The 16,577-nt window shown below is 57.9% G+C and carries 18 protein-coding genes and 1 pseudogene; 14 read left to right on the forward strand and 5 right to left on the reverse strand.

What is annotated here, in order from left to right:
• Window positions 1-148: 148 nt before the first annotated feature.
• The 11 genes from V6607_RS10335 to V6607_RS10385 all read left to right on the forward strand — a co-directional run bounded on the left by V6607_RS10335 (window position 149) and on the right by V6607_RS10385 (window position 12,721).
• Window positions 149-694 carry a fimbrial protein gene (locus V6607_RS10335; RefSeq protein ID WP_102605776.1) on the forward strand — a complete coding sequence of 182 codons (546 nt, stop codon included), beginning with the start codon at window positions 149-151 and terminating at the stop codon, window positions 692-694.
• A 61-nt stretch (window positions 695-755) separates the two neighbouring features.
• On the forward strand, window positions 756-1,496 hold the full coding sequence (locus V6607_RS10340; protein WP_102605775.1) for a fimbria/pilus periplasmic chaperone: 741 nt from the start codon (window positions 756-758) through the stop codon (window positions 1,494-1,496).
• Window positions 1,497-1,530: 34 nt separating this feature from the next.
• Entirely contained in the window at window positions 1,531-4,128 is a 2,598-nt protein-coding gene (locus V6607_RS10345; protein ID WP_256579831.1) for a fimbria/pilus outer membrane usher protein, read from the forward strand.
• The gene (locus tag V6607_RS10350) at window positions 4,128-5,228 is read left to right on the forward strand and encodes a fimbrial protein (RefSeq protein WP_102605774.1); all 1,101 of its coding nucleotides are present in this window, start codon (window positions 4,128-4,130) and stop codon (window positions 5,226-5,228) included. Before V6607_RS10345 ends, V6607_RS10350 begins: the two co-directional genes overlap by 1 nt.
• A 234-nt stretch (window positions 5,229-5,462) precedes the next feature.
• Complete coding sequence (locus V6607_RS10355; protein ID WP_102605773.1) at window positions 5,463-6,011, forward strand: fimbrial protein; 549 nt, start codon at window positions 5,463-5,465, stop codon at window positions 6,009-6,011.
• Between the two features lie 66 nt (window positions 6,012-6,077).
• Window positions 6,078-6,812 (forward strand): molecular chaperone, encoded by a 735-nt coding sequence (locus tag V6607_RS10360; RefSeq protein WP_102605787.1) that lies wholly within the window; start codon window positions 6,078-6,080, stop codon window positions 6,810-6,812.
• Between the two features lie 77 nt (window positions 6,813-6,889).
• Window positions 6,890-9,403 carry a fimbria/pilus outer membrane usher protein gene (locus V6607_RS10365; RefSeq protein WP_102605772.1) on the forward strand — a complete coding sequence of 838 codons (2,514 nt, stop codon included), beginning with the start codon at window positions 6,890-6,892 and terminating at the stop codon, window positions 9,401-9,403.
• A 43-nt stretch (window positions 9,404-9,446) separates the two neighbouring features.
• Window positions 9,447-10,487: a fimbrial protein gene (locus V6607_RS10370; RefSeq protein WP_102605771.1), complete on the forward strand. Its 1,041-nt coding sequence runs from the start codon at window positions 9,447-9,449 to the stop codon at window positions 10,485-10,487.
• A gap of 164 nt (window positions 10,488-10,651) precedes the next feature.
• The gene (locus V6607_RS10375; protein ID WP_102605770.1) at window positions 10,652-11,860 is read left to right on the forward strand and encodes an EAL domain-containing response regulator; all 1,209 of its coding nucleotides are present in this window, start codon (window positions 10,652-10,654) and stop codon (window positions 11,858-11,860) included.
• On the forward strand, window positions 11,857-12,264 hold the full coding sequence (locus V6607_RS10380; RefSeq protein ID WP_102605769.1) for a chemotaxis protein CheY: 408 nt from the start codon (window positions 11,857-11,859) through the stop codon (window positions 12,262-12,264). Before V6607_RS10375 ends, V6607_RS10380 begins: the two co-directional genes overlap by 4 nt.
• Before the next feature lie 223 nt (window positions 12,265-12,487).
• Window positions 12,488-12,721, forward strand: a complete 234-nt coding sequence (locus V6607_RS10385) for a hypothetical protein (protein WP_008438825.1) — start codon at window positions 12,488-12,490, stop codon at window positions 12,719-12,721.
• Between the two features lie 22 nt (window positions 12,722-12,743).
• Here V6607_RS10385 and V6607_RS10390 read toward each other — a convergent pair.
• The 5 genes and pseudogenes from V6607_RS10390 to V6607_RS10410 all read right to left on the reverse strand — a co-directional run bounded on the left by V6607_RS10390 (window position 12,744) and on the right by V6607_RS10410 (window position 14,792).
• Window positions 12,744-12,981: pseudogene (locus tag V6607_RS10390) on the reverse strand (DUF6124 family protein).
• Between the two features lie 104 nt (window positions 12,982-13,085).
• The gene (locus V6607_RS10395; protein ID WP_134326060.1) at window positions 13,086-13,523 is read right to left on the reverse strand and encodes a hypothetical protein; all 438 of its coding nucleotides are present in this window, start codon (window positions 13,521-13,523) and stop codon (window positions 13,086-13,088) included.
• 81 nt (window positions 13,524-13,604) lie between these two features.
• Entirely contained in the window at window positions 13,605-13,841 is a 237-nt protein-coding gene (locus V6607_RS10400; protein WP_083853257.1) for a hypothetical protein, read from the reverse strand.
• A 171-nt stretch (window positions 13,842-14,012) separates the two neighbouring features.
• Entirely contained in the window at window positions 14,013-14,339 is a 327-nt protein-coding gene (locus tag V6607_RS10405) for a DUF6124 family protein (RefSeq protein WP_134326061.1), read from the reverse strand.
• A gap of 324 nt (window positions 14,340-14,663) precedes the next feature.
• Window positions 14,664-14,792, reverse strand: a complete 129-nt coding sequence (locus V6607_RS10410) for a hypothetical protein (protein WP_256346977.1) — start codon at window positions 14,790-14,792, stop codon at window positions 14,664-14,666.
• Between the two features lie 114 nt (window positions 14,793-14,906).
• On the opposite strand from V6607_RS10410, the gene V6607_RS10415 reads away from it, so the two are divergent.
• From V6607_RS10415 to V6607_RS10425, 3 genes are all read left to right on the forward strand, one after another.
• The gene (locus V6607_RS10415) at window positions 14,907-15,506 is read left to right on the forward strand and encodes a hypothetical protein (protein WP_134326062.1); all 600 of its coding nucleotides are present in this window, start codon (window positions 14,907-14,909) and stop codon (window positions 15,504-15,506) included.
• 48 nt (window positions 15,507-15,554) lie between these two features.
• Window positions 15,555-15,947 (forward strand): hypothetical protein, encoded by a 393-nt coding sequence (locus tag V6607_RS10420; RefSeq protein ID WP_134326063.1) that lies wholly within the window; start codon window positions 15,555-15,557, stop codon window positions 15,945-15,947.
• Window positions 15,948-16,071: 124 nt separating this feature from the next.
• A complete protein-coding gene (locus V6607_RS10425; RefSeq protein WP_076016149.1) occupies window positions 16,072-16,512 on the forward strand; it encodes a TspO/MBR family protein in 441 nt (146 codons plus the stop codon).
• Window positions 16,513-16,577: the final 65 nt, after the last annotated feature.

Raw genomic sequence — 16,577 nt, forward strand, 5'->3', positions numbered from 1 at the left:
TTGGTACTACATGACTCAAAACTCCATGAAAGGAAGATAAACCCGTCGCACACAGCAGATGCTTTGTTTATTCCAGCGCGCATTCAGCACCTGGCAACTCATCAGCGCTTAGCGACCGTGTTTAAAACTTTCCCATTGGAGTTGCACCATGAAAACTAAAGCCCTCACGCTTGCTGCACTGGTTTGCGCTTCTGGCGCTCAGTTCGCCAACGCTGCCGACGGCACCATCAATTTCAACGGTGAATTGGTTAACCAGACCTGCACCATCGCGGTAGACGGCGTGGTCACCCCTGCCGTTGCCACCGTGACCCTGCCAACCATCTCTACCGGCCTGCTGACTGCTGCCGGCCAGGCTGAAGGCCGTACCGGTTTCAATATTCAACTGAGCAACTGTGTTGGCACCGCCGCCACCGCGGCCGCTTTCTTCAACTCCGGCGCTACAGTCGACCCAATCAGCGGCAACCTGAACAACATGACTGGCACCGCCACCAACGTGCAGTTGCAATTGGTTGACGCCCAAGGCGGCGCGGTGATCCAGGCCGGTAACACCAACCAGCGCACCAAGACCACCCGCAACACCATCGACGGTAATGGCGCAGCCAACATGCCTTACGCCGTGCAGTACTTCGCTACCGGCGCCACCACCCCAGGCACTGTGGTCAGCTCCGTGACGTACAACGTCGACTACCAGTAAGCCGCGTTCACGTCAGCGCGCCGCGACCCGGCGCGCCGATGTCGGGCTGATGAGGTGTTTTATGTCCTGTCTGAAAAATCTTTGTCGCAGCGCGTGGTTAGTGCTGGCCACGCTGGTCTGTTCCCAGGCCATGGCCGGTGTGGTGATCACCGGTACCCGCTTGATTTACCCGGCGGGCCAGAAAGAAATCACCGTCAAATTGAACAACAACGGCTTGCACCCCGCGCTGGTGCAGGCCTGGGTGGATACCGGGGACGTGCAGTCCAGTCCTACCAGTTCCAAGGCACCGTTTGTGCTGTCGCCGCCGGTCTCGAGGATCGACCCGAGTAAGGGCCAGAGCTTGCGCCTGATGTTTACGGGGGCGGCACTGCCAACGGGCAAGGAGTCAGTGTTCTGGCTCAACGTGCTGGAAATTCCGCCCAAGGCCGAGGGCCCGGTGGACCTGAATGTGCTGCAAATGGCCTTTCGTTCGCGGATCAAGATTTTCTATCGACCCGACGGCCTGCCGGGCACAGCTGCCGAGGCGCCATCGCAGGTGCAATGGAAGGTTATCCCCCAGGGCCAGGGTTATGCGCTGCAATCATTCAACCCGACGGCGTTTCACGTCTCTCTGGTGGAGTTGACCCTTGCCGTCGGCAACCAGCGCTTTGAGAGCGACAACGGCATGATCAACCCCGGCGAGAACCAGGTGTTTGCCTTGCCGGGCCTCAAGTCGCTGCCAGGTGCCGCTGCCCAAGTGGAGTTCAACGCGATCAATGACTACGGCGCGCTGATGCCGATCAAGCAGGCGCTCAAGCCCTGATCCACCCGCGAATGTTCTAGCGCACGAGTGATTTATGACGACTATCCCACGCCTGGGCCACTGCCCGCAGGTGAGCCGCCGCTTTGCCCTAAATCCGCTGACGGTGCTGATTCTCAAGACTTTGGCCGTAATGCCGGGTGTATGCCTGGCTCCGTTGGTCTGGGCTGAAGACGTGCAGTTCAACGATGCCTTTTTGCCTGAGGACTCTCGCAGCCTGGACCTGACTCAATACGAAAAGGGCAACCCCGTGCTGCCAGGTGATTACCGGGCCGATGTTGCGGTCAATGGCAAGCTGGTCAGTCGCCAGGACATTCGCATCAATGCCGCCGAAGACGGTAGCCATCCGGTGGTGTGCTTCAGCCGTGGCTTGCTGGAGCTCATTGGCGTGGACCTGCACAAGCTGTCGACCCAGGCCACGGCCGAGCTGGAGAGCGGCGCAAGCTGTCTGGACCTGAGCCAATTGATCGAGGGTGCTACGGCAAGCTTTTCGCCTTCCAGCCAGCAACTGGATATCAGCATCCCGCAAATTGCCCTGCGCCGGGATGCACGTGGGTATGTCAGCCCTGAACTGTGGGACCGTGGCGTCACCGCCGGGACCTTGAGCTACACCTTCAACGCCAACCACAACACCACCAACACCGGCAATTACGACTCAGCCTACCTGGGCCTGAACGCCGGTTTGAACCTGGGGGACTGGCGCCTGCGTCATAACGGTTCGTTGAACTGGCAGAAGGATACGGGGCAGAACTACCAAACCCTTAATACCTACGCCCAGCGTGACGTTACCTCGCTCAAGAGCCAGTTGACCGTCGGCGAAGCCAATACCAGTGGCGAGATTTTTGACACCCTGGCCTATCGCGGTGTGCAACTGGGCACCGACGACCGCATGTTGCCCGAATCCCAGCGCGGTTATGCCCCGGTGATTCGCGGGATCGCCCGCACTGCCTCACGGGTGGCGGTGCGCCAGGCCGGTAACCTGCTGTATGAGACGACAGTGTCGCCGGGGGCCTTTGTCATCGACGACTTGTATTCCACCGGCTACGGCGGCGACCTGGAAGTGACCGTCTATGAGGCTGACGGCAGCGAGCAACGCTTCATAGTGCCTTACGCGTCCACCGCACAGTTGCTTCGCCCCGGCACTTCGCGTTTCAACGTTACTGCAGGTGAAACCCGCAATAACTACATCGAGCGCCAGGCCAAGCTGGTGCAAGGTACCTACCAACTGGGTCTGAGCAATATCTTCACCGGATATGGCGGTGTTCAGGGCAGTGATGATTACCGCGCGCTGCTTGGCGGCCTGGCGTTCAGTACGCCGATTGGTGCCATGGGGATCGACTTGACCCAGGCCCAGACCGACCTCAAGAGCGGCAAGGCCAGCGGGCAGAGTGTGCGCATGAGTTACAGCAAAAACATCCTCAGTACCGGAAGTAACTTTGCCGTGGCGGCGACGCGGTTTTCCACCGAGAACTACCTGGATTTCAGCAACGCGATGCAGTTGCTGGATGCCGAGCGCAACGGCCTGGACACCAGCCTTTACGGGCGCCCGCGTAGCCGATTGACCCTGACGGCCAACCAGAGTCTGGGGCCCTGGGGCCAGGTGGCGTTCAGTGGTTTTACCCAGAACTATTGGAACCAGCCGGGACGGGACGTGCAGTACCAGTTCAGCTACAACAAACAGGTACGGCAGGTCAGCTATGGCATCAGTGCCAACCGCAGCCGCATTGGCCTGGGCGAGATGGACAACAGCTTGCTGCTCACCGTTAGCATGCCACTGGAGTTCGGCGGTTCGGTCAACTCGCCGCAATTGTCGGGTCGTGTACTGCGTGATACCCACGGCAGCTACAGCGAACAAACGACTTTAAGCGGCACGGCCGGTGAAGACCGCCAGTACAACTACAGCCTGACCGGCAGCCATGAAGGCGCCAGCCGCACCAACAATACCTCGGTCAACGGCCAGTATACCGGCCCTAAAGCCATTGTCGGCGCCACCGTTAGCCAGGGTGATGGTTATAACAGCCTGTCCCTGAATGCCAGCGGCAGTGTCGTGGCACACCCCAGCGGAGTGACCTTTACCCCTTATCGCGGTGAAACCATGGCGGTGGTCAGTGCGAAGGGGGCTGAGGGTGCCAAGGTGGTGGGCTTCCCTGGCTTGCGCCTCGACGGTCGCGGCAATGCCGTGGTGCCGTACCTGCGTCCTTATGAATTGAACGAGGTAGCCATCGATCCGCTGGGCACGTCCCTGGACGTTGAATTGACTGAAACCAGCCAGCAAGTCGCGCCTCGGGCCGGTGCCGTGGTGGCGCTCAAGTACGGCACCAGTAATGGTCAGGCCCTGCTGCTTAACGTGACCCTGGCTGATGGTAGCCCGCTACCGTTTGGCGCCAGTGTTGTGGATGACCGAGGCGTATCGGTGGGCGTGGTCGGCCAGGGCGGTCAGCTCTATGCCCGGGTGAAGGAAGATGCCCGGCGGTTGTTGATCAGTTGGGGCACGCAAGCGGGGCAGCAATGCTCGTTGCCATTGCCTGCGGGGAAAAGTGACGGCAAGACATTGCGCCAAGTGGATGCGGTGTGTGCGGTCGATCAATTGGATAGTCGCGTTGCCTCAGTGAGCAACGCACGGGAGAGCAGATAATGAAGTGGATAAGGGGGCTGAAAGCCGGTGTGACCGTGATAGGGCTGTCGTTGGTGACAGGGATGGCTATGGCGGATTGCAACTTTTACAGCGATACGGCCCCGATGATTCGCACTCAACCGCTTTTGGGCGGCAATCTTACTGTCGGCAGGGATGTACCGTTAGGTGCGGAGATCTATCGACAAACGTTCACGCAAGTTTCACCCGTCAGGTTCGGCTGCTCACCTGGGATTTACAACATCGAGACCAGGCGTTGGCCGTCTGTCACACCTATGCCTTTGTCCAGTTGGGTGGGTGTTCCTTACGGGGGCAAGGTTTATGAGTCCGGGGTCAAGGGCATTGGCGTCGTTGTCTGGTACGCCGGCAATGCTATGCCCACCTCAACCAGCATTGGTAATTGTGGCAACAATGAAGTTGAGTGTGTGTGGACCATTTCAAACACGCTGACATTTGATCTTTCGTTCATAAAAATCGGTGAGGTCACAGCGGGCACTATCCAGGGAGCCTCGCTGCCGACGGTTTCGCAGAACTGGATCTCCAGCAACAGTCTTGAGGTTATGAGGGTCAACTATTCCGGAAGCATCAACATCGTCTCGCGTACCTGTTTAACCCCGGACGTAAACGTACCAATGGGCACGCATCTGACCAACGAGTTTTCCGGCAAGAACACCTTCACTCAGTGGAAGGATTTCAATATCGCACTGAACAACTGTCCTGCATTCAATGGCTATTATCAGGATACCGGACCGCGTTGGGCGGACGATGGCTCCAGCAGCAATCTTGGCTCACGTAAGAACAACACTCTGCAAGTACGTATTGATCCGACTCTGGCCGCTATCAACCCATCCCTGGGCATCTTAAGCCTTAACCCCAGTGCTCAAGGCAACTCGCCCGCAGCCACAGGGGTAGGCCTGCAAGTTGCTGATAGCCGTGGTTCTCCGTTGTCATTAGCTACGTTGCATGCCAGCGGTATCACCCCTCTTACTCAAGAAGGCGCCAGCTACAGCATTCCGCTCAAAGCCCGCTACATCCAGACCGCAGACAGCATCACCGCCGGCCCGGCGAATGCCACCGCGACCTTCACCATCAATTACTACTAGCCCTTCACGACGTCGCGTTCAGCCGCGTTTCCTGCACCTGGAAACGCCGCCGAAGGCTGGAAAAATCACTGGGAAATTTCCTACAAATCGAATAGCTGCTTCCTACATTTAGTCCTTCCTCCAATTCCGATAATGAACCCGTTGAAGCGAAAAACCTGCCACCGGCAGCGCTACCAACATGAGGTCAAGGCCCCAGCGGGCCGACTCCCTACCACTTATTATCTGGATACCGTTATGAACAAGTTTGCTCTGAAAAGTCTGGTTGCCGCTGTAGTCCTCGCCGCAGGTTCCCAAGCCGCGATGGCCGCCGATGGCGAAATCAATTTCATCGGTAGCGTCACCGATAACACCTGCCCGGTAGTGGTCAGCGACCTGAACGGTTCGGCCGGCGCCGGTGATGTGAGCCTGGGTAACGTACCTGCCACCTCCCTGGCAAAAATAGGCGACATCGCAGGCGGCGGCGCCTTTAGCCTGACCATCGACACGTCGGCCCCTGGCTGCACCGTTGCCGGCAAGAAAGCCGTGGTCAAGTTCCTGTCCCTGAGCGGCAACGCTGGTGCCAGTGGTCAATGGGTTGGCATAGCCCCGGACGCCGGCGCAGCCACCAACGTCGCGGTACAGATCAAGGACGCCCAAGGCAAGGACGTGCAACTGGGCCTGGATTCCTCGCCCTACGCCGACCTGACCCAGCCACTGCGTTTCACCGCCAACTACATCGCTACCGGTGCTTCCACTGCGGGTCCGGCCAACGCCAAGGCAGCGTTCACCATCGACTACCAGTAAGCCCCTCGATGCACAGCCGGGTCAACGCGCTCCGGCTGCCATCCCAACGGCAAGAGGATGATCGACATGAAAGCCTTTCCCTTCAAAACTCTGTCCCTGGCGGCACTGCTGGTTGGTGCGAGCTTGCTCAGCAGCGTCAGCCAGGCCGGCATCATGCTCGGCGGTACACGGGTAGTGTTCGATGGCAGCAAGCGTGACGCCGCCATCACGGTGAGCAACACCACCTCCCAGCCGTATGCCGTGCAAACCTGGGTTAACACCGAGGCAGATGACAACAGCACCCCGACGCCGTTTGTGGCGACCCCGCCGCTGTTTCGCCTCGACCCACGTAAAGAGCAAGTAGTGCGCATCCAGAAGGTGCCGGGCAACCTGCCGGCGGATCGCGAGTCGGTATTTTATTTCAACGCCCAGGAAATCCCGGTGGCGAGTGCCGGCGACGAGAACACCCTGAAGATTGCTATGCGCACCAGGATTAAGCTGTTTTATCGCCCTGTCGGCCTCAAGGGTTCGGTACTGGACACGCTGCCGAAGTTGCAGTGGAGCCTGGTGCAGACGCAGGGCAAGCCGGTGCTGGTGGTCAATAACCCGTCGGCGTTCCATGTGTCGTTTATCGGCGTGAAGGTCAACGCCAGTGGCCGCTCGGTCGAGGTCAACGAGCCGACGATGGTCGCGCCAATGAGCAGCCAGCGTTATTCGCTACCGGGTTTTACCGGCACCAGCGGTGAGGTCGAGTTCAGCGCCATCAACGATTACGGCGGCTACACCGACCCACAAAAAGCCCCGCTGGGCAGCCCCCGCTAACACGCTCCATCCCTTTTACCTGCGAACGAAACCGCGTGCCGCCTGTGTGGTGCGACGGGCTCGTATTGAGTATTGCCATGCGAATCCATATCCCGAGTATCAGCCATTCAAACGTGCCTTTTGCACCTTTGCCGCTGTGCGTTGCTGTCCTGGCCGCGTTTGTCGGCAGCCTGGCGCAAGCGGGGGAGCCTGCGAAGTTTGATTCCAGCTTCATGCAGTCGTTTGGCGGCACCAGTGCCGGCCCTAACCTCGACCTGGACGCGATCGCCAACAGTGGCAGCATCGGCCCCGGCACTTACCCGGTGGCGGTGCGCCTGAACCAGAGCTTCTTTGGCCGCCGCGACATGACCTTTGCCAAGGACGCCGATAGTGGTGACGTGAAGGCTTGCCTGTCTGAAGACTTCCTCAAGGAACTTGGGATCAAGCTTGATGGCTTCGTCACCCCAGGTGAAATCCTGCCGGAATGCGTCAACCTGGAAAGCCTGATTGACGGAGCCTCGGTAAGTTTCGATGCGAGCCGCTTGGTCTTGGATATCAGCGTGCCCCAGATCGCCTTGCGCCGCGATGCCGCCGGCTATGTGGATCCGCAGGAATGGGACCGCGGGATCAATGCCGCAATGCTCAATTATCAGTTCTCGGCTGCGCAAACCAGCAGCGATGCCCGGGGCAGCGGCCACCAGTACAACCTGTATGCCACCGGCGGTTTTAACTATGGCGACTGGCGTTTTCGCTCCAGCTCCTCGTTCCGCCAGGATGACCAAGGCGGCCGCGACTGGCAGCGCAGCAACACCTACGCCCAGCGCGACCTGACTGCCATCAAGGGCACCCTGACCGTCGGTGAAAGCTTCACGCCTGGCGATGTGTTCGACAGCGTGCCTTTTCGCGGTATGCAAGTGGCTTCGGACATGGGCATGTTGCCCGACTCGATGCAGGGTTATGCGCCGATCATTCGCGGTATTGCCGAAACCCAGGCCAAGGTGGAAGTGCGTCAGAACGGGTATTCGCTGTATACCACCTACGTGGCGCCCGGTGCCTTTGAGATCGACGATTTGAACTCGGCCTCCGGCAGTGGCGACCTGGAAGTGATCATCACCGAAGCCGATGGCCGTGAGCGTCGCTTCACCCAGCCTTATGCGACTCTGGCCAACATGCTTCGGGAAAAAACCTGGCGCTACAGCTTCACCGCTGGTCAATACAATGCCGCACAGGGCGGTGAACACCCCGCGTTTGTCCAGGCGTCGCTGGCCTACGGTTTGCCATTCGATCTGACCCTTTACGGAGGCGCCCTCGGCGCAGATTTTTATCGTGCCGGTGTGGTGGGTGTCGGCAAGAGCCTGGGCAGCCTCGGCGCGGTATCTGTGGACGTGACTCAGGCTCAGACCGACATTCCCAACGCGCGGTCGGCCAAGGCGGGCAGCGAGAAAGGCCAGAGCGTCAGCGTGCGTTACGGCAAGGCTTTTGAGACCGGCACATCGGTGCGGTTCGCCGGCTATCGCTACTCCACTGAAGGCTACCGTGACTTCTCCGAAGCGGTAAGCCTGCAACAGCCCAACGACTACGCCAACATCTCCAAGCGCAGCAAGGTCGAGGCAAGCCTCAACCAGGCACTGGACAGCTACGGCTCGCTGTACCTAAACGTGAGCCAGCAGAACTATTGGGGCTCGTCCCGTGTAGACAAACAGATGCAACTGGGCTTCAACACTCAGGTCAAGGGTGTGACCTACGGCGTCTACGCCAGCAAGACCCTGACCGACAACTATGGCCAGAGCAATCAGGTGGTGTTCACCGTATCGATGCCTCTCGGCCAGACCCGCAGCACCGGTACGTTCAGCGTCACCCGCAACAACGATGGCAGCCTTGATCAGCGTGCCGGCATCAGCGGTCGCAATGGCGAGATGACGTACAACGTCGACGCCAACCGCGTGGAAAACACCGGTAACAATGGCTCGGCCCTGATCGGCTACCGCGCACCGTTTGCTCAGTTGGGCGCCGGCGTGAGTGTTGGCCAAGGTTACAAGCAAGCTTCGATCAGCGCCTCGGGTTCGGTACTGGCCCACAGCGAAGGCATTGAGTTCGGCCAGACCCTGGGCGAAACCGTGGCCCTGGTGGAGGTCAAGGATACCCCGAATGTTGGCGTGCAGAACGCTCCGGGCATCCTCACCAACAAGCAGGGCTACGCCTTGGTGCCGTATGTCACGCCGTACCGCAAGAACCGCGTGACAGTGGACACCAGCGAGCTGGACACCAACGTCGACATCGCCGAAGGCGTGACCAATGTTGTGCCGCGTCGTGGCGCCGTGGTGAAAGCCAAATTCGCCGCGAGCCGTTCGGAGAAAGTCGTGCTCAACGTCCGCATGCAAGACGGTTCACTACTGCCGTTTGGCACCACTGTCGAGGACGACAAGGGCACCAGCGTGGGCGTGGTAGGACAGGGTGGACAGGTGTTGCTGTCGGCAGGCGAGGGCAAAACCTACAGCATGAAGTGGGGCGAGAAAGCCTCGCAACGCTGCGAGATTCAACTGGATATCAGTCAGGCGCCGATCACCGATGGTTATCGCGTGATGGAAGCGCTGTGCCGGGTTGCGCCTTGAGCCCCCCGTTCTCTATCAATGACAGCATCTTTGTGAGGTTGTGATGAACAAGTATTTGGCTTTGATCTTGTTGGGTGTTTTACAGATGTGTGTGGGCCAGTTGGCTTGGGCGGAATGCGACATAAACCCTTCGACGCTGACCTACAACGTTGGGGCTTTGTATATTCCCCAGGATGCGCCGGTTGGCTCGACCATTGGTATCCGGAAGTATTCAGTCAACAAAGGCGTAACCTGCACGACCTCCACACTCTTTACCGCGCAGGGAAATGTCTTGAGCGCGAAGGTCGGCAGTGTACCGGTGGCCGTTGGCAAGGGCCTGGGTGAGTCGGTGTACAGCACCAATATTCCGGGGGTAGGCGCCATAGTCAATTACGATGGTGGGGTCGGTTACTGGTGCCGCGTCGGCGATAGCACCTTTCCCATCAGCATTGAAAGCTGTGGTCCCGGAGGGTCTTGGGCGGTCGCGGGCATCAGCATCTTCCTGGTCAAGACCGGTCCAATTGGTGCGGGTAGTCATGACTTCAACGGACTGGAGATCTACTCCTTTGACATCAACAATGGCAGCGGTCCCGAGCGCTGGGCCACCGGCGTCTTGAATGGCAGCATCACCGTAGCCGGCTGTAGCCTGCCCCAGGAGACCGGCAACATCGTTGACGTGCCCATGGGCACCTGGGAGCGCAGAGTATTCAACGGTCCTGGCACCACCACCACTACCCAGAACTTCTCCATCACGTTGAATAACTGCCTGGCCGGCACTTACGTCTCGGGCCAGGCCTGGAACTACTTCCAGGGCAACAACGCCAATATCCGCCTTGAAGGCGTCCGCGGTTCGGCAATCGTTGACGCAGGGAATGGCGTGATGGGTCTCAACGCAGAATCGACCGCCAAGGGGGTTGCCGTACAAGTGCTCAAGCAAGATGGCACGCCGCTGCCATTGGGTGTGGATACCCCGGTAATGCCAGTACGCGACGGTGTTACCACCCTGCAGTTCGGGGCTCGTTATATTCAGACCGCCGGCAGCACCATTGGCCCTGAACCAGGCGTAGCCAACGCTACCGCGAATTTCACGATTACCTACAAGTAGTTCATCTGGTAAACCGCGCCGGACTGTGTCCGGCGCGGTTTTTTTGTGTCTGAAGCAGAAGATCCTTTGGGAAAATTCCTACAAAAACTCAGCCATTTTCCACGCTAATCCTAGAGGTCAATCCTCGAAAATGGGCGTATTCCTTTGTAGCCGAGTGAACCAAAATGCCTAGCCTGCCACTTCGTGTCCTGGTGCTTGAAGACCACCTGTTCCAGCGCTCCGTAGCGGTCAGCTTGCTGAAACAATTGGGCTGCGCCGAGGTACTGGAGGCCGGCAATGGTGTGGAAGCATTGACCCTCTTGCAAGCGGTTGGCTCTGTAGATGTAGTGTTGTGCGACCTGCAAATGGAAGGTATGGATGGCCTTGAGTTCATTCAGCGTGCTGGTACCGCCGGGCAACTGGGCGCCGTCTTGATCAGCAGTTGCATGCCAAGTGATGTGCGTCGCGCAGTGAGGCAGATGGGCTCACTGTTGGGGCTGAATATGCTCGGTGATGTTGCCAAGCCTTTGCACGCAGATATTTTGCGTCAGTTTCTAGAGGCGTATCTGAGCGGGCGGCGGTCCGCGCAGTCCATCCCGGCGTGTGTAGAGGAGGCGAGCGAAGAGCAGGTACGACATGCTTTTATCGATCAGCAACTGGAGCCCTATTATCAACCCAAATTCGATTTGCGGACCGGCGAGGTATTGGGGGTGGAAGTCCTAGCGCGCTGGAATCACCCCACCAAGGGCCTGCTCGCGCCCGCTGTGTTTCTGTCGACGGTTGAGCGTTGTGGCTTGATCGATGAACTGCTGTTCAGCCTGATGCGTCAGGCGCTGAGCTTGCAGTGGCAGATCAGGAGCCAGGGCGCGGCTCTGGACCTTGCGTTCAACCTTCAAGCGAGCCAACTTGCCAGTGTTGAGCTGACGTCGCAGATCAAGCGGATATTGGCGTCAAACCAGACTCCGGGCTCAAGCTTAACCTTCGAATTGACCGAGAGCGGATTACTCGAAGTACCGGCGATGTGCCTGGAAAACCTGATACGGCTGCGCATGATGGGGTGTCGCTTGTCGATCGATGATTTCGGTGCAGGCTTTTCCTCGTTGCAGCGCCTGTGTCAGTTACCGTTTAACGAAATCAAGCTCGACGCTGAGTTCGTCCGTGGCCTCAATGATGAGCCCCGTTGCCGAGCTGTGATCGGGAGCACCCTAGCCTTGGGGAGCACCCTGGGCATGTCCGTGGTAGTCGAGGGCATTGAAACCGCCGAGCAACATCGAGAGCTTTTGGAGCTTGGCTGCACCCAGGGTCAGGGTTACTGGCACGCCCGGCCAATGGACGGCGCCGACCTGCTACGTTGGCTACAGCGAACGGCGCAGGTCGCTAGGAGCCTCCCATGACCAATAAAGCCTTGCGTATCATGATTGCCGATCCGCAACACTTTCAACGTTTGCGGTTGGAGCGAGACTTCAACTACCAGGGCTACTACGCCATAGCACCTGTATCGAGCTTGGAAGAAATGCTAAATCTACTGGAGTACGGCGACAGCGTTTTCGACTTGGTAATGATAAATGCTAGCTTGGCGACAAGCTTTCGATTCAATCTGTTGGCGTTTTGTATGGACCATCCCTTGATCCGGCAAGCCTTTATCTACGACGTGCCGGAGCGGCGACTGGCGAAGCTGAGCACCGAGGTCAAGGGCCGGATTATCTTCAGCTCCGTGCAATTGCCCGAGGGTGTACCGATCAGACGCTTATTGCATACAGTCGATCCGTCGCCCCTGGATGGCACAGTTAGGCAATGACGATGAGACTCTAGCGATACTCAAAATTTCATCTACCCCATCGGTCAAAGCGTGGGCAACCGACAGGCAGCTTTTGGCCGAAACCAGCCCTTTAATTCCCATACCGGTCTACCATGGCCCCCCCGGCAGTGGTTCCACGCGCTACCGACCTCAATCTCAAGGTATCGCCCATGACCTCTTCACCCCGCATCACCCCATCCCGCACCTCATCCGAGGCATCCCAATGAGCATCGACCAAATCAGCCTCCCAAAAGGCGTAGGCCCTCACGCCATCAAGCTCCTCGACGCCATCACCGGTGCTGACACCAAAGAAGACCTCAACCGCGCAGGCGGGAAGGCTGAAGGTTTTGTATTGGGTCTGGAAAGCGCCAAGGCTATCAAAAGCCAAATCGCCGAGTCGCTGTATGTGGCATACGACGACGCGGCGAGTAATCGGTTGAGTGAGTTGAAGGGCTAGTCCCGCTGGACCGCGTTCGGCTTTAGCTTCGAGGTGTTTCGCGGTCCATCAGTTTGCGATCAGCAATTCGCTCAATTCGTTCAGTTGGTGGATGGTCAGTGCCGCATCGCGGTCTGTCCGGTCAGTTCGTCGGACAGCTCGAGCAGCAGGGCACCGACTGAGCAAACGGTTTTGTGTTTGTTGGCTATCAGAATTTCGCTGCTGACGCCGGAGAGTGCGCTGAAAAGGGCGGTCGTCTCTGGGACGGTAGCGGGATTCAGGCCGTGATCAAGAAGGAAAAGAAGTCTGGTTTTTTAATCGAAAAAATAAAGCCCCTTTCTGTTCAGCGTGGTGCCGGGTTATCCAGGCATATCAAGTCATTTCATTACCTGTCGGGCCAGGAAATATCATCAGAATTCAACCATGTTATCCGAGCTGATTTAACTCTCGGATTCTTTAAAAAATCTTCCACCGCTAACCATGCTACATCGGGCTTTAAAAATGAGCCTTCAGGTACGAACTGATCATCACCACAATTCTTAACGACATTAATTTTATTCAGTGTACCCACTGAATAAAACTCAGCGCCTGTTCGTTCTCCGGATATTCGGATGTTGTATCTAACTGAAATACCTAACTCTTTATTCTCTAGCACTGATAGCTCGGACTTGTCACCTTCGTCACTAATATAGCTAAATACTCCATCACCGGACCCTTTCTGCCACTTTGAAGATTGATAGTTCAAGAAGAACTCAGCGTATGCCTGAGGATCTGGATTAATATCAACGTCATGATCAAGAAAGAAGCATTTTAATTCAGGCATAACACGCTCGCTAAAATTGAGTTAGGCAACCATCACATACAGTCTTTTAGAAAAGACGTGAAGTGATTCTGACCACATCAATCAATGACATTTGCGGCTTTGCCATTCACTCCAGCAGTTCTCCGCAACTATATCCGGATAGCCGCGTTCCCTTTCCATATCAAGCGCCACGCTGAATGGCAGGGTAATACAAACCGCCTGGTCTCGAATATTGCAGACCTCAGCCTCGGTAAGAGGTGAACCCTTTCTGTCTTCAGCGGCGGTGAGAACGGCTACGAGGGCTGGTACAAATACTAGGCATAGCGGATCCGCGTCCATGAATCACCTGTTGGGTTTCGACTAGGCCCATTACAACGAACCAGGCGGGGTTCAGCAATGGCTGAATGCACCGTGCGCCTCTCGCCGCGTCGCTGTATATGACATACGACGACGCGGCGAGTAATCGGTTGGGTGAGTTGAAGGGCTAGTCCCGCTGGACTGCGTTGGGCTCTATGCCCGAGGTGTTTCGCGATCCATCAGTTTGCCGATCAGCAGTACGCTCAATTCGCTCAGTTGGTGAATGGCCAATGCCACGTCGCGGTCTTTGCCGGTCAGTTCGTCGGACAGGTCGAGCAGCAGGGCGCTGACGGAGGAAACGGTTTCGTAGCTGTTGGCGATCAGGATTTCGCTGCTGACGCCGGAGGTGACGCTGAAGAGGGCGGTTGTCTCTGGGACTGTCTCGGTGCCGGGATTGAGGTAGTGATCAATGGCGCGCTGGGCAGCCTGGTGGAGTTTTAGATCCGGTTTATTCGGAGGATTCGGCGTTACTTTGAACATGGTGCAATTCCTGAATGGGGCCGACACCCTTTCGCTACTACACAAGAGGGTGGCAGCTGTACGCAGGTTAGTAGACCGGGGAATTACACAAAGCCGGCGCACCCGAAGGCGCCCTACGCACAGCCACCATCAAGCACAGACAGGAACGTCTGATAGATGCAGCTCATGCACTATGTGTAATTGACCCTAGGGCTACTAAACCCGATCACTGAGTTTTCAGCGACCGAGCAACCTTAGAGATGACCAACCAGGTGCACAAGCCGGCGGATTCTGACGCAAGCGTAGGCAAAGGAGCAAGGTGCTACGGCCTACGCAAAGTCTCCTTTATCCCGCAAATGCAACCACCAGCCCATCGGCCTTTACGGTCCATTCACCTTTCAAACCGTGCTCCAACACTTCGGCGGTGGCCGCGAACAATTGCCAGTCGGACGTTTCCGAAATCTGTATTTCCATAAAGTTTCGCCGAAAGGTACTTGTCGTAGAATGTGACAAAACCTGCGCAGCTTTCAAAGGAATGACCCCCTGGCAACGCGCGCAACGACCTGCCGTGCCCGTTATGGAAAACCTATGCGCTCTTATCGCCTGTTGTACGTGTTACTGGCCCTGATCCTCAGCGGCTGCAGCATTCCGTATCAAACACCCGAAGCCCGGCAGCAAATCGAGCACGACCTACAGATTGCCCCCGGTTCGGTGCGGGCCCTGAGCCAGACCAACTGGTGCTACTTGCCCTACGGCTCGGAGAATGGCGGCGATGGCCAGTGCCGTGCCACTCAGGGGCTGGGCGTTCTGGTGGACGATGGCTTGATTCTGAGCACCTATTCCGGTGGCCGTTATCAGCGCTTTATCACACTGCGTACCCGCGATGTGCTGTGCGTGAAAACCTTCCGCAGCCGTGAAGCCGCCGCGGCGTTTTTCGCGTTCACTCGGGCGGGGGCTGCTCAGATCATTCCGCTGACGGCCGAGGGGCAGTTCAATACGCCGGTGAAAATCCAGTTTCTGGATTACCTGCTCGGTGAGAACCAGCCGGGCGATCTGACCACCGACAAGACCTATGTGCGTGAAACCGGCAAAAATGCCTACTCCGTCGGGATCATTCCAGGTACGAAAATTCCGTATGTGTCTGCGGTGGCGGCGACGGAAGTGTTCAATCCCTGTCCGGAAAAGTAGTCGCCGGCAGTAACCCAGCGCGTATGAATCACTATCAAGGAGAGCGACATGGCGGGTGGCGAGATTGGGTGTGGTTCGTTTCAGGGCAGCGACAAGTCGGGGTCGGCCTTTGAGGCGGTGCTGGACGCGCTGCCGTTGCAGGCGCGGGACTGGGTCGAGGCGGCCAGGCAGCAACTGGACTCGGCTGACGTTGTGCTGCTGGAGGTTGATCATGCGCAGGGCTTGCTTCCCTTTTTGAAGGGCTACCAAACACGCTTGATCGCCGAGATCGGCCACGATGATTGGGAGCGGGCCACGCGGGATGAAGCGGCATCCCTTGATGATGTGGCTGCCAAGTGGGGCGTGGGCAAGGGCTGGCGACTTTATTGTGTACGGGATCTGGTGCGTGCTTGTGAGCAGTCGGCGGTGGAGCAGGAGCCTGTTTACATCGCGTTCAGCTAGGGCATCTGTGGCGGGGCACGGAGCAAAGAAAAATACACTTTTTGCTGCGCGGGGCGTCCAACCCTGAAACCGCCGTCAAGGCTTTTATCTCCAGGCAGCTGCTCTCAGCTAAGGACCGGTTATGGTGACGTTGTTTATTTTTCTTCTGGCCTGCGGTGCCGCTGCGAGCACCGGCATCATCTTCAAACCGGGCGACTGGTACGCCACCCTGGTCAAACCCAGCTTCACCCCACCCAACTGGCTGTTCCCGGTTGCCTGGACGATCATCTACCTGCTGCTCGCCTGGGCCGGCTACCGCCTGACTCTGATCCCCGGCAGCGAAATCGTGCTGGCTCTATGGGCTGCGCAGATCGCACTCAACACCCTGTGGACGCCCGTGTTCTTCGGTGCCCACCGGATTTTCGCCGGGATGGTGATCATCACGCTGCTGTGGCTGGTAGTGGCCGCCATGGTGCTGCTGACGGTGCGGCTGGATTTGATCACCGGGCTGATCCTGTTCCCGTACCTGGTGTGGCTGAGCGTTGCGGCAGCGTTGAATTTCTCCATCCTGCGCAATAACCGCTGAGCCTGGCGACGTGGGCAGAGGGCGGAAACATCATTGCCATGATGCCCACGCACACTGGCCAAGGT

The sequence above is a fragment of the Pseudomonas sp. KK18 genome (genome assembly GCF_037094675.1).
In the GTDB taxonomy this organism is placed as follows: Bacteria; Pseudomonadota; Gammaproteobacteria; order Pseudomonadales; family Pseudomonadaceae; genus Aquipseudomonas.